Source organism: Natrinema hispanicum (genome assembly GCF_900111485.1).
GTDB classification, from domain to species: Archaea; Halobacteriota; Halobacteria; order Halobacteriales; family Natrialbaceae; genus Natrinema; species Natrinema hispanicum_A.
The window spans coordinates 72,407-84,517 of the sequence record NZ_FOIC01000006.1 but is presented as its reverse complement, the minus strand read 5'-3'; the positions used below and the strand labels follow the sequence as shown (position 1 = coordinate 84,517).

General features: G+C 63.3%; 14 protein-coding genes. 6 read left to right on the top strand and 8 right to left on the bottom strand.

The genetic code is table 11. The features are described 5' to 3' along the window. Positions 1-3: 3 nt before the first annotated feature. Positions 4-429, bottom strand: a complete 426-nt coding sequence (locus BSG09_RS07970; RefSeq protein WP_092931909.1) for a DUF7344 domain-containing protein — start codon at positions 427-429, stop codon at positions 4-6. A gap of 436 nt (positions 430-865) precedes the next feature. Next, positions 866-1,426: a TATA-box-binding protein gene (locus tag BSG09_RS07965; protein ID WP_006671604.1), complete on the bottom strand. Its 561-nt coding sequence runs from the start codon at positions 1,424-1,426 to the stop codon at positions 866-868. Positions 1,427-1,555: 129 nt separating this feature from the next. On the opposite strand from BSG09_RS07965, the gene BSG09_RS07960 reads away from it, so the two are divergent. Further along, a complete protein-coding gene (locus tag BSG09_RS07960; RefSeq protein ID WP_092931907.1) occupies positions 1,556-2,647 on the top strand; it encodes a TIGR01177 family methyltransferase in 1,092 nt (363 codons plus the stop codon). On the opposite strand, the gene BSG09_RS07955 is transcribed toward BSG09_RS07960, so the two are convergent. Genes BSG09_RS07955 through BSG09_RS07945 form a run of 3 tightly spaced genes read right to left on the bottom strand, consistent with a single transcriptional unit; the run spans position 2,641 to position 5,280 of the window. Continuing rightward, complete coding sequence (locus BSG09_RS07955; protein WP_092931905.1) at positions 2,641-3,078, bottom strand: acyl-CoA thioesterase; 438 nt, start codon at positions 3,076-3,078, stop codon at positions 2,641-2,643. The two genes, BSG09_RS07960 and BSG09_RS07955, sit on opposite strands and share 7 nt — an antisense overlap. A 57-nt stretch (positions 3,079-3,135) precedes the next feature. Next, entirely contained in the window at positions 3,136-4,143 is a 1,008-nt protein-coding gene (locus tag BSG09_RS07950) for an AAA family ATPase (protein ID WP_092931903.1), read from the bottom strand. Positions 4,144-4,182: 39 nt separating this feature from the next. Further along, entirely contained in the window at positions 4,183-5,280 is a 1,098-nt protein-coding gene (locus BSG09_RS07945) for a DUF7282 domain-containing protein (protein ID WP_092931901.1), read from the bottom strand. A gap of 317 nt (positions 5,281-5,597) precedes the next feature. On the opposite strand from BSG09_RS07945, the gene rnz reads away from it, so the two are divergent. Together rnz and BSG09_RS07935 are read left to right on the top strand one after the other, a co-directional pair. Next, positions 5,598-6,542, top strand: coding sequence for a ribonuclease Z (gene rnz / locus BSG09_RS07940; protein WP_092931899.1), 945 nt, complete (start codon positions 5,598-5,600; stop codon positions 6,540-6,542). A gap of 65 nt (positions 6,543-6,607) precedes the next feature. Then, positions 6,608-8,584: a DUF460 domain-containing protein gene (locus BSG09_RS07935; RefSeq protein WP_092931897.1), complete on the top strand. Its 1,977-nt coding sequence runs from the start codon at positions 6,608-6,610 to the stop codon at positions 8,582-8,584. A 12-nt stretch (positions 8,585-8,596) separates the two neighbouring features. Here the strand turns inward: BSG09_RS07935 and BSG09_RS07930 are convergent, their stop codons facing one another. Continuing rightward, on the bottom strand, positions 8,597-8,857 hold the full coding sequence (locus BSG09_RS07930; RefSeq protein WP_092931895.1) for a hypothetical protein: 261 nt from the start codon (positions 8,855-8,857) through the stop codon (positions 8,597-8,599). Between the two features lie 52 nt (positions 8,858-8,909). Beyond that, complete coding sequence (locus BSG09_RS07925) at positions 8,910-9,089, bottom strand: DUF7470 family protein (RefSeq protein WP_092931893.1); 180 nt, start codon at positions 9,087-9,089, stop codon at positions 8,910-8,912. Positions 9,090-9,219: 130 nt separating this feature from the next. Here BSG09_RS07925 and eif1A point away from each other — a divergent pair, with 130 nt between their 5' ends. Both eif1A and BSG09_RS07915 read left to right on the top strand, forming a co-directional pair. Then, positions 9,220-9,510, top strand: coding sequence for a translation initiation factor eIF-1A (eif1A, locus tag BSG09_RS07920; RefSeq protein ID WP_008013381.1), 291 nt, complete (start codon positions 9,220-9,222; stop codon positions 9,508-9,510). A gap of 129 nt (positions 9,511-9,639) precedes the next feature. Then, on the top strand, positions 9,640-10,752 hold the full coding sequence (locus BSG09_RS07915; RefSeq protein ID WP_092931891.1) for a pyridoxal-phosphate-dependent aminotransferase family protein: 1,113 nt from the start codon (positions 9,640-9,642) through the stop codon (positions 10,750-10,752). A 305-nt stretch (positions 10,753-11,057) separates the two neighbouring features. On the opposite strand, the gene BSG09_RS07910 is transcribed toward BSG09_RS07915, so the two are convergent. Beyond that, positions 11,058-11,567: a plastocyanin/azurin family copper-binding protein gene (locus BSG09_RS07910; RefSeq protein ID WP_092932105.1), complete on the bottom strand. Its 510-nt coding sequence runs from the start codon at positions 11,565-11,567 to the stop codon at positions 11,058-11,060. Between the two features lie 331 nt (positions 11,568-11,898). On the opposite strand from BSG09_RS07910, the gene BSG09_RS20750 reads away from it, so the two are divergent. Next, positions 11,899-12,057 carry a hypothetical protein gene (locus BSG09_RS20750; RefSeq protein WP_175542168.1) on the top strand — a complete coding sequence of 53 codons (159 nt, stop codon included), beginning with the start codon at positions 11,899-11,901 and terminating at the stop codon, positions 12,055-12,057. Positions 12,058-12,111 lie beyond the last annotated feature (54 nt).

The following is a 12,111-nucleotide window of genomic DNA, read 5'->3' as shown; positions in this document are numbered from 1 at the left end:
CCCCTACTCGAGCCGGGCGGCGATCGGTTGCTCGGACGATTCGGAGTCGAGTTCGAGCAGGGATTCGAACGCCGATGCGTGTTCCCCCGGCGCGACGAGGTTTTGCGCCGGGTCATAGCGCACGATGTCGTGTTCCGCGAGCAGCGGCAGGTGCGTCCGACACAGCGAGACGTGGATCCGCTGGCGAAGCTGGTGAATCGGCGTCCCGACTGTCGGATCGTATTCGGCGTCAGCAAGAGTCGCCACCAGTCGCCGGACCGAAACCGGCTCGTCGGCCGCGAGCACGCAGCGCAGCACCTCCCGCCGGCGGTCACTATCGACGATGCGGTCGATCGTCTCGCGCGGAAGCGAACGACGGTCGATAACGCCGTTGTTACCGGGAGGAAACCGTTCCGAAACGGCGAGCGACCGATCAGAGTGGATCGTCATTGGCACGTGAGAGTCAGGGATCAGACACCGGATAAACGCGGTCGGTCGTTTCAGTGAATGTGGTCCGATTCAGGCGAGTCAGCCGCTCTACGGGCAGAATGAACGGTCGATAATTCGGATAAAGCGAGGGTTATTCAGAGTCGTAGTTGTGAATCCGACAGGAACGACGGTCGTAAACAGTCACGGGCGGCGATCTCTCGCTGCCCCTGATTCATCAGCACACAAGACGGTAACAGGACGAGACCGACGGCGGTCGATCATCGACGACACATCGACGAGACTATCGACACGGGCTCGGATGAGACCGGTCACAGCTGTCGCCCCGTGTCGCCGGCGACAGCGACTCACGTGCGATCACGGGAACTCCCGTGATAGCCGGTAGTATGAACGAGCTGGCGCTGGTGGCGTCGATTCGAGTGAGTCCGACCCGACGATGTTACTCGAGCAGTCCCAGATCCTCGAGGCGGGAGACGATCTTGTCGACGGCGTGTTCGGCGTCTTCGGGCTTTTTCCCGCCGGTGATGACGAGTTTGCCCGAGCCAAAGAGCAAGGCGACGACTTCGGGTTCGTCGAGGCGGTAGACGAGTCCCGGGAACTGTTCGGGTTCGTACTCGATGTTCTCTAAGCCGAGCCCGATGGCGATCGCGTTCAGGTTGAGATTGCGGCCCAGGTCGGCCGAGGTGACGATGTTCTGGACGACGATCTCGGGATCTTCGTTGACCTGAATCTGGAGTTCACGAAGCTTGTCGAAGACGATCCGCAGGCTCTCGTGGACGTCGTCGGTGCTTTTCGCGCCGGTACAGACGATCTTCCCCGATCGGAAGATCAACGCGGCGGATTTTGGGTTCTGGGTTCGGTAGACGAGACCGGGGAACTGCTCGGGGTCATAATCGGCACCCTCGAGGTCCATTGCGACGCTCTGGAGATCGAGTTCCTGTCCAATACCGGTCGACGCCACCACGTTTTCGATGTTGATGGTGTCCTTCGGATCCGTCATTAGTCGCTTAAAAAGACGTATTTAAGGTTTATAAAGGTTGGTGCCGCCACCTGATATATCCGGTTTATACGACCGGCATCGAGCGGGGAAAACGGCAGCCTCATACGCGAGGGACGGCCACCATCGACCGTGTACCTGCTCGAGTTAGGCGGTGAGGACGATGCGTTCGCGGCCCGCGAAGCGGCGAGCGCCGCGACCGGCGTCGACCGGATCGCACCCGGCCTCGCCGTCGCCGACGCGATCGTCCCCGCACGCGTTCGCGGGCTCGCCTACACCCATCGTGCCAGCGAGCTCGTTGGCCGAGGTAACGCCGATCTCGCGAGCGCACGCGCTATCCTCGAGGCTGCCGCAATCGACCGGGAGGGGACGGTCGCGGTGCGTGCGACCGACGTCCACGGTACCAGTGGCGTGAGCACCGAGCGCGCGGAACGCGAACTGGGACAAGTACTGGTCGATCGCGGCTTTGCGGTGGATCTCGACGATCCAGATCACTGCCTGCGAGCCGTCTTTGCTGCGGGACCACTCGAGGATGACGACAGCGTGTGCGAGTCGCTCGAGGACGACGGCGACGCCCCCACGGGAAAGGAAGTTTCCGTCTGTGCGCTGGGTTGGCTCACGACCGAGAGCGTCCGCGATTTTGGGACGCGCGCACCGACGGACAAACCCTTCTTCCAGCCAGGGAGCATGGATCCGCTGCTCGCACGCGCCGTGGCGAACATCGCCGGCGCACGACCGGGGGCGACGATTCTGGATCCGATGTGTGGCACCGGCGGCGTGCTCGTCGAGGCCGGCCTCGTCGGTGCAGACGCGATCGGAACCGACGCGCAGGCGAAGATGGCCGACGGCGCGCGAACGAACCTCCGACACTTCCTCACACGCGACGAGCCCTCGCCGACCGGCTGTGACCGCGGAACCTGGCACGTCGGCCGTGGCGATGCGACCCGACTCCCGCTTGTCGACGACGCGGTCGACGGCGTCGTCTTCGATGCGCCCTACGGCCGCCAGTCGAAGATCGATACCCACCGACTCGAGGACCTCGTTGCGGGTGCCCTCGCCGAAGCACGCCGGGTGGCCCCGCGGGCGGTCGTCGTCGCGGATCGGTCGTGGGCAAGTGAGGCGCGAACGGCCGGCTGGGAGATCGAGTCGGTCTTCGAGCGCCGCGTGCATCGCTCGCTAACACGATACGTGATGGTACTCGAGGAAACAGGTCGTCGTCAGTAGTCGGCCTCGAGGGCGCGCTTTCGGAGTCGCTCGCCCTCATCCGTTTCGACGGTGAGATCGGGAACCTGAACCGGTGAGCCGTCCTCGTCGATCGCGACGAACGTAAACGAGGATTCGGTCGTCTTTTGGGTCTCACCGGTTCGTGGATTCTCTCGTTTGGCCCGTAATGCGACGCGGACGCTCGTTTTCCCCGCGTCGTAGACGTAGGCTTCGACCAGTGCCGTGTCACCGATCTGGATCGGGCGTTCGAACGCGAGGCTGTTGACCTGCGCGGTGACGCAGGTCTCGCCGGCGAATCGCATCGCCGCCATGCCGGCGAGCTCGTCGAGCCACTTCATCAGGTTGCCGCCATGGAGCGTCCCGTTGTTGTTCGCGTGGTTTGGCTGCACGCGAAAGCGGTTCTCGATGTGCGTCTCACGAACCGTTGGCATACAACGTGTCCACCCACAGCGCGGAGAAAGGTGCTTCGATCACGGCACGAGAGTCGTCTATTCGGCGTCGCGACCCAGTTCGGCAAGTAGATGTGAGACGTGGATGCGGTCACTGGTTCCTTCGTGCATCTCGAACTCGATGTCGGCGACGAGCCGATGGATTCGGGCGAGTTGTGCGCCCTGATAGCGCTTGCGAGCCACGCCGAGGATCGACTCGAGGACCTCGGTGCCATCGAGGCCCTCGTCGACGAGCAGGTCATCGAGCGTCGACCGAGCGTCGGTGAACGCGCCGGCCTCGGCGTCATCGAGCATCGACTCGATCTCGTCTTCGAGGCCGACCTCGCCGAGTGTCTCGTAGGCCGCACTCATCGTGAGTTCGCCTTCGTCTTCGACGGTCGTCTGGGCCGCCAAAATCGCCTGCCGGAGGTTGCCGTCGGCGTAGCCGGCGACGAACTCGAGGCCGTCAGCGTCGTACTCGACGCCCTCGCGCTCGACGATCCGCTCGAGGACGGTTACGAGCTCGTCGCTGGTCGGCGCTCGGAAGGAGACGGGGAAACACCGCGAGCGGATCGGGGGGATGAGCTTGGTGGGCTGGCGGGTCGCGACGATGAATTGGGTCGTCCGGTGGTGTTGTTCCATGATCCGGCGCAACGCCTGCTGGAAGTCCTCGCGGACGTTCTCGGCGTTGTCGAGTAAGATCGTGGTGTACCCACCCGAGACGGGCGCGTAGCTCGCGGATTCTTTGAGAACGTGGTTGATCATGTCCCGTTTGGACAGCGACGAGCGGCCGACGAGGAAGTGCTCGAACCGAGGGTCGTTCTTGATCTCGGTTTTGGTCCGGCCGAAGAAGTCGGCGACGTTGATCTCGACGAAGTCGTTGTCCGGATCGTCGTGCGCCTCACGGGCCAGTGCGCGCGCTGCGGCCGTCTTCCCGCTTCCCGGCGGCCCCTGCAGGAGGAGATTCAGTGGCTCCTCGACGGCTCGCTGTAGGTACTCGCGAGCGTCGTCCTGTGGCAACTCGGCCAGCTCCGGGGCGTGGGTTTCGGTCCACAGCGGCGCGTCCATCGCCAGCGAGTAGGGTCGGGCCGGGTAAGAATCGGTCGATTACTCCTCGCCGTCACCGGGCTCGTCCGCCACGGCTCCGAACGTGAACACCGTCTGTACTGGCTCGCCGCCGGACTCGATCGGAGTGGCCGCGTCGATGTTGCCCGGAGTACCTGCATAGAGGGTCGCCGTCAGTTCGTCGTCTGCGGCGATCGACGTGTCGGCCGGCAGGTCGATTGTGACGTTCCCATGCTCGCCAGGGTCGAGTCGCTCGCTCGTCCCGAGGATCGTCCCGTCGCGCTCGAGGGCGACGAATCCCTCCTCGGGGGTCGCCGCAGAGACCGTCACACTGTCGTTGTTCGCAGCTTCAACCGCGACGACCGGATCGGTGTGGAACGCGAGGTCGATCTGGCCGAGTTCGCCGTCGTCCTCGGTGTAGACGCCGATCGACTGGTTACCGGCTGGTGCACCGTTCGTCTCCACCTCGAAGGTCACGTTCCGGACTTCGCCGCTCTCGAGTTCGAACACCTGTCGGGCGAAGACGGCCCCGCCGATGCGGACCTCGACAGGCTGTTGGGCCTGGAACGTCGTCGGGTTGCGTATCCGGGCGCTCACGGAAATCGTCTCGTTCGTGGTCGCCGACGACGGTGCGTCGATCGAATCGACGGCGAACGAATTGCTGACCGCGCTGTCGCCGCTTAACACTGTCGCGGTGGCACTGACCGGGAACCCATCCGCGAGATAGGGCTGGTCTTCTTCGCCATCGGTGGCTTCGTAGGCGTAGCCCTCCTGGGTGGACGTATCCTGATGGACCGTCGCAGTGAGCTGTCCAACGAGGTCACGGTTCGCGCCGTCCTCGCGCTCGATGGTCACGTTTTCGTGGGTGCCGGCCTCGAGCTGATCGGAGACAGCAAGCGGCTGGTCACTACCGTCAGTGATGACGACGTAGCCGCCGTCCGAAAGCGTCACGTCCTGAATCGTGACGCTGGTGCCGTTGCCCCGCTGGTCGTCGAACGTAATCGATGCCTCCGGCTGTTCCTCGACGCCGAAGATGGCGGGTGCCTGACCGACGAGGATCCCGGCCGCGATCACGATCGCGATCGCGATCACGATCGCACCGATCTGCTTGAGCGTCCCGAACGTCGCTCTCGAGCTCATTGGGAGTGCCGTCCTGTTTGGCTTCGGGTTCGACGACCGTAAAACGCGCTGACTGTTTGCAGGTCGGTAACATAGTTCAAAGGGTGAGACCCGGACGATCCATCGGCTGGTAAGCGCAGCCGACAGATCAGTTGGGACTGCCTACCACCGATACGCATTGAACAAATATCATATTCGGCGTGAGATAAGTGATTGGCGGGTTGTGTATCGGACACCGCGTCCAAAACCGCCTCACTCGAGCCAACGGGCATGCAGACACTGCTCAGGGATACGGACGATCGAAGCCGGTTTAGCTACGGCCCGCCGAACATGGACCGATGCCACTGCGCGTGACGTTTCTGGGGACGGCCGGAGCGATTCCGACGACCGAACGGAATCCGAGCAGCGTCTTCATCGCCCGCGAGGGCGAGGGACTGTTGTTCGATGCCGGCGAGGGAACCCAGCGCCAGATGATGCGCTTTGGGACCGGATTTTCGGTCTCGCACCTGTTCGTCACGCACCTCCACGGCGATCACGTCCTCGGGATTCCGGGGCTACTCGAGACGATGGCGTTCAACGATCGGACGGAGCCACTGGCAATCCATACGCCCCACGGCACGCGCCGCCAGCTCAAGTCGCTCGTCAACGCCCTCGGGAACCGCCCCTCGTTTCCGGTACGGATCAACGAGGTCGGCGACGGCGACGTCGCCTACCGCGCCGACGAATACGAAGTTCGCGCGTTCGCGACCGACCACGACACCCGGTCGGTCGGCTACGCGCTCGTCGAGGACGACCGCAAGGGCCGGTTCGACCGCGAACGCGCCGAGGAACTCGGCGTCCCCGTCGGGCCGAAGTTCTCGAAACTCCACGAAGGCGAGGCCGTCGAACTCGAGGACGGCACCGTCGTCGAGCCCGAACAGGTCGTCGGCGAGGCGCGACCCGGCCGATCGATCGTCTATACCGGCGATACACGACCGACGGCGGCGACGATCGAGGTCGCCGACGAGCCCGATCTGTTGATCCACGACGCGACGTTCGCCGACGACAGCGCCGAGCGGGCCGCCGACACCGCTCACGCGACGGCTCGACAGGCCGCCGAAATCGCCAACCGGGCCGACGCGGATCGGCTCGCGTTGATGCACGTCTCATCGCGGTACGCCGGCTACGCCGGCGACCACCTCGAGCAGGCCCGAGAGGTCTTCGCAGGCGACGCCGAGAACGTCTGTGTCCCCGACGATGGGCAGAAACTTGAGATTCCATATCCAGACAGCGACGACGCGTAAGGGGCCGGCAACTCGGGGCGAAATTCCGCGCCGGATTTATAGCTGACTCGTTCCTAGAGGTGCCTGTGAGTACGCGAACGAGTGCGCTCGATGCGGTCGTCTTTGGTGTCGACATTCAGAGCGGTGACGTGCGCGGTGACGCGCCATCGTACGCACTGGCGGTTTACGACGGCGACGACGTCAGCCGGGACGTCGTCTCCCACCGGAAACTCAGGCGGTTGATCGACGACGAGGAGCCGGCGATCGTCGCGACCGACAACATGTACGAACTCGCCGCCGACAAGGACCAGCTGATCCACTTTCTTGGCTCGTTGCCCGCCGAGACACGGCTCGTTCAGGTGACGGGTGCTGAACAACCGGAGCCGCTGTCTCGTGTCGCGAAACGCCACGGCATCCCCTATGGCAAAGAGCCGATGAAAGAAGCCGAAGCCGCGGCCCGGCTGGCCGCCCACAACGTCGGCCACGAAGTGTCGGCCTTTACCAATACGACGGAGGTCAAAGTCTCCCGAGGCCGCTCGACCGGCAGCGGCGGCTGGAGTGAGGACCGCTACACCCGCCGCATCCATGGCTCCGTGCGGAAACGGGCCCGCGAGGTCGAATCCGCGCTCGAGAAGGCAAATCTCGAGTACGAGCGGGACGTCCGCGAGGCCTACGGCGGCTTCGCCAACGCCGTCTTCACCGTCGAAGCGCGACCGAGCGACATCCCCGTCTCGCGCAACCGGTCGGGCGACGTCCGCGTCGAGATCGAACGCGAACGCCGCGACGGGATCGAGTTCCAGCCGCTGGTCAAACGCCGCGACCACGTCATCGTCGGGATCGACCCTGGGACGACGACCGCCGTCGCCATCGTCGGCCTCGAGGGAGAGGTGCTGGACGTCTGGAGTTCCCGGACCAGCGACACCGCCGAGGTGATTGAATGGATCGTCGAGCGTGGCCGGCCGATCATCGTCGCGGCCGACGTGACGCCGATCCCCGAAACCGTCGAGAAGTTCCGCCGGAGCTTCGACGCCGCGGCCTGGACGCCCACGCGGGACCTGCCGATCGACGAGAAACAACATCGCACGCGCGAGCATCACTATGCAAACGACCACCAGCGCGACGCGATGGCGGCCGCCCTCTATGCCCTCGACGCCCACGAAGATCAGTTCGAGCGGATCGCGGCCAAACTCCCGCCGGGGATGGACCGCGGCGAGGTCACCGCCCGTGTCGTCGCCGGCGAGGAAAGCGTCGAAGCCGTCCTGCGGGACCTGCGCGACGACGAGGGCAGCAGCGACGACGACGCGACCGAGCACGAGCCCCGCGAGCTCACTGCCGAAGAAAAGCGGATCAAGTCCCTCGAGCGGCAGGTCGAACGCCTCAACTCACACGTCGACACCCTCGAGGGGCGCGTCGAAGACCGCGACGAGCGGATCAACGAACTCGAAAATAGCCTCAGCGGTGCCCGCCGTCAGGAGCGCAAGGAAGTCCGCAAAGACCGCGAGGTAAGCCGCTTGGAGCGGAAAGCAAACCGGCTCGAGCGCGAACGTGACGAGGCCCGCGAGCAGGTCGACGAACTCGAGAAGAAGGTCGAACGGATGAAAGCCCTCTGGAAGCTCGATCACTCGAACTTCAGTGACGTCTCCGCGAAGAAAGAGGGGCTGGTCCCAGTCAAGGTCGTCGAGAAGTTCACGAAAGGGGCGATCCGCGAGGCCGACGACCAGTATGGCATCGCCAGCGGCGACGTGGTCTACATCCGGGACGCCAGCGGTGCGGGCCGGTCGACGGCCGAACTCTTAGCGGAGTTCGAGCCCCGCGTGATCCTCAAAGACGGCGGCCTCTCGGAGATCGCCGATGAGATCCTCTTCGAGGACGAGATCCCCGTCGGACCCGCCGACGACGTCGCGATGCAGGAGGTCGACGAACTCGCCGTCGCCCGTGAGGACGACGTCGAGGCGGTCATCGACGACTGGCACGAACGTGCCGAAGCCCGGAAACGGGATCGGAAAGCCGCGATGGTCGACCAGCTCATCAGCGAGCACCGCGCCGGAAACAACGAGGTCTGACGGGGTTTGCCATTACGTCTCGGGACCGGTCTCAATCGGCGACAGCACCTGTGGCACTTCCTCGAGCGCGACTTCCTCGGTCAGGTCCTCGGTGTCGTCGACCGGCCCGTTGATGAACAGCGCGTGGGTGATGAGCGCGATCGCGACGCCGCCAAAGCCGGCGACCGCAACGAAAAACGAGACGGTCGTCGCGGCGCCGATGAGGACTCCGAGGCCGAGGCTCGCTCCGATACCGCTCAAGACGAGGTCGTAGTACTGGAGCGTGTATTCCATACGATCGATACGCGACGCAGGGGCAAAACGCTTGACCCGGTGTTCGAGTCGATCAGAACATGCCAAAGCTCTGGAACAGACCTGAGATCAGGGATTTGACGACCAGCCCGAGGCCGGCGAGGATGAGTGCCATTCCCGCGGCGATCAAGAGACTCTCGTACGCGACGAGTGCGATGCCGGCGAGCAAGAGCACGATCCCGACAATGCCGAGCGCACCGAGGTTTCGTAACATATCCACGCGTCGAGAGCCAAGCGAAATAAGCAGCGTGGTTCCTCGCGCCGTCCACTCGAGTCAGTCGGTCGGACTCGCGAACGGACAAAGACAATAAAGGGTTAAACCGCTCGAACGCGAAGCCGCGGCCATGAGCGACGACGGAGATGGCGGTCGGAAGAACCTCCGGATGCCCGAGGACGACGAGGTCTTCGCGACCGTCACGAACATGCTCGGGGCGAATCGCGTGAAAGTACGCTGTGCCGACGGGAAAGAGCGCACCGCACGCATTCCCGGGAAGATGCAAAAGCGCATCTGGATCCGCGAAGACGACGTGGTCCTCGTCGAACCCTGGGACTGGCAGGACGAAAAGGCCGACATCACCTGGCGCTACGAGAAAAGCGAGGCCGATCAGCTCCGCCGCGAAGGTCATATTCAGTAATCGACGCTCGTTTTGCGTGGCTTCACCCTGAACGCAGTTTCGTGAGTTCAACCACCGACTGGTCTCCGGTGCGGTATCAAAAGTACCATACTACCTCGCGACCCAGTGGACCGTACTTAGGTGGTTTCCGTGACCAAGAAACAGGAATACAAGGACGACTATCCCGACAAAAAGCTGTACATCCCGGGGCCGACTGAAGTACGCGACGACGTCATCGAGTCGATGTGCGAGCCGATGTTTGGCCACCGCATGGACCGGATGACCGACCTCTATACGACCATCGTCGAGGACACCAAGGAATTCCTCGGCACCGACAACGAGGTCGTCATCCTCACGGGCTCGGGGACGGAGTTCTGGGAGGCGTCGACGCTCAACCTCGTCGACGAGAACATCCTCGTCCCGACCTGTGGCAGCTTCAGCGAGCGCCACGCCAACGTGGCCGAGCGACTGGGCAAAAACGTCGACCGTCTCGAGTACGAGTGGGGCCAGGCCATCAAACCCGAGGACATCCGCGCGGAACTCGAGGAAAGCGACACCGACTACGACGTGGTCGCGACCGTAATGAACGAGAGTTCGACGGGCGTGCGCAACCCCATCGAAGAGATCGGGGATGTCGTCGCCGAGTACCCGGACACCTACTTCGTCGTCGACGCCGTCTCCTCGCTGGGCGGTGACTACGTCGACATCGACGAGCACAACATCGACGTGATCTTCGCCTCCTCGCAGAAGGCCTTCGCCATGCCGCCGGGCCTTGCGATCTGTGTGGTCAGCGACGACGCCTACGAGCGCGAACTCGAGAAAGACTCCGCCTCGTGGTACGGCGGCTTCCAGCGCACGATCGACTACTACGAGCGCAAGGGCCAGACCCACTCCACGCCCGCGATCCCGATCATGCTGGCCTACCGCAAGCAGATGAAACACATGCTCGAGGAAGGCCACGAGGCCCGCGACGAGCGCCACCGGGAGATGGCCGAGTACACCCGTGAGTGGGCCCGCGAACACTTCGATATGTTCCCCGAGGAGGGCTACGAGTCCCAGACGGTGAGCTGTATCGAGAACACACAGGGCATCGACGTTGCGGAAACCATCGAGACAGTCTCCGAGGAGTATGACTTCGTCTTCTCGAACGGCTACGGCTCACAGCTCGGCGAGAAGACGTTCCGCATCGGGCACATGGGCGAACACGATCTCGAGAGCATCAAAGAGCTCACCGACGCGATCGAGGACGCCGCCGACCTGTAAGACGGACTGCCGTCAGTCAGCGCCGGCACAGCCGAGGTTCGCCATTCGGGTGCGCCGGTTTCCGGCAACGGCGGATCGTATCAGCAACGCTCAAGCCGTCTGCCGTCTGTTCTCGGGTTGCACTCGATTGCCCGACCCGACACTCGCCTTCTGTGACCAGGGATCGCCCCCGGATACGATGGAGTCAATAGCCCCGCGGATGGCGACCAATGGCGAGCGATGAGAGAAAACACGAGAGAAAGAAACGGGCAGCGACGCGTTCGATGGCCGCGGCCGTCGAACGCGTCGACTACGAAAGGGTCGAATTATTCGCTGGATTCGTTGCCGCTGCCACCGCTGCCACTCTGGACCTCGATCATCCCCTCCATCTGCGGGTGGGGATTGCAGTTATACGTGGCGAGATCGCTGCTGGCCGTGAACTCGAACTGTTCGCTGTCACCGGGTTCTGCAACAGTGGCACCCGTCGTGTACTCGTCGACGACTTCGCCGTTGCTGTTACGGAGTTCCAGGTTGTGGTTGGCACCGTCGCCTTCCGACCAGCCGATCGTGTAGGTTTCACCCTCCGTGAGGATGATCGTCGGGTTCTGCTGACCCTCGATGCCGGACGGAGCGAGTCCTTCCCAGTGGGTCGTCTGCCCGCTGAAGTCGATATGCGTTCCGGGCTCGATTTCGACGCCACTGCTGCCACTGTCATCACCGTTGCCGTTGCCGTTACCGTTGCCGCCACCGCTACAGCCAGCGACGAGAGCCGTCGATGCGGCCGCACCCGTCAGCTTCAGCGCTGTCCGCCGCGAAACTGGATTATCTTGTGCCATCATCGGATGTTTAGCCTCGTAACATAAAAATTGATACCTTCTTCCGCTAGAGTGTTATGACAATACGTACCACACAATAGGACTACTACGAACTATTGAATGGGAAGTAACGTACCGCGGGGACGGGCCTCGAGGCTTCAAATTCTCCGGCGGCATGCGCCAGCGGGTATACTGATCGCGATGGCACTGGCTTGCGGACCCAGCCTCAGCATCGCCGACGAGCCGGCAAAGAATACCGTTTCGAGGATCTTCAACACCCCGCCACGACCGAATCAACACCATCGTTCATCTCGAAAATACTTATGTAGCCCACCTGCCTCTTTACTCATGTATGAGTAAACTACTCGCCACCGTCACGGCAAGCACACAGCGAATCGGAAAGGCACGACGAACGATCGCACACTCCCCTGCGTTCGGTGAGGACCGAACGACCGACGAAGCGGGACGTCCTGCGACGCGCATTCCACCAGGTGGCTTCCTCACCGGATGAGGGCTCGAGTCGATGACCGACCAACACGGCTGCGGTTCGCTTTTTCTGACTTCC

Bases quoted from the DNA above. Each gene is read 5' to 3' on its own strand.
- BSG09_RS07950 (WP_092931903.1), bottom strand. From the start codon at position 4,143: ATGGACGCGCCGCTGTGGACCGAAACCCACGCCCCGGAGCTGGCCGAG.
- BSG09_RS07925 (WP_092931893.1), bottom strand. From the start codon at position 9,089: ATGTTACGAAACCTCGGTGCGCTCGGCATTGTCGGGATCGTGCTCTTG.
- BSG09_RS07970 (WP_092931909.1), bottom strand. From the start codon at position 429: ATGACGATCCACTCTGATCGGTCGCTCGCCGTTTCGGAACGGTTTCCT.
- BSG09_RS07910 (WP_092932105.1), bottom strand. From the start codon at position 11,567: ATGGCACAAGATAATCCAGTTTCGCGGCGGACAGCGCTGAAGCTGACG.
- BSG09_RS07945 (WP_092931901.1), bottom strand. From the start codon at position 5,280: ATGAGCTCGAGAGCGACGTTCGGGACGCTCAAGCAGATCGGTGCGATC.
- BSG09_RS07930 (WP_092931895.1), bottom strand. From the start codon at position 8,857: ATGGAATACACGCTCCAGTACTACGACCTCGTCTTGAGCGGTATCGGA.
- eif1A (WP_008013381.1), top strand. From the start codon at position 9,220: ATGAGCGACGACGGAGATGGCGGTCGGAAGAACCTCCGGATGCCCGAG.
- BSG09_RS20750 (WP_175542168.1), top strand. From the start codon at position 11,899: ATGAGTAAACTACTCGCCACCGTCACGGCAAGCACACAGCGAATCGGA.
- rnz (WP_092931899.1), top strand. From the start codon at position 5,598: ATGCCACTGCGCGTGACGTTTCTGGGGACGGCCGGAGCGATTCCGACG.
- BSG09_RS07965 (WP_006671604.1), bottom strand. From the start codon at position 1,426: ATGACGGATCCGAAGGACACCATCAACATCGAAAACGTGGTGGCGTCG.
- BSG09_RS07955 (WP_092931905.1), bottom strand. From the start codon at position 3,078: ATGCCAACGGTTCGTGAGACGCACATCGAGAACCGCTTTCGCGTGCAG.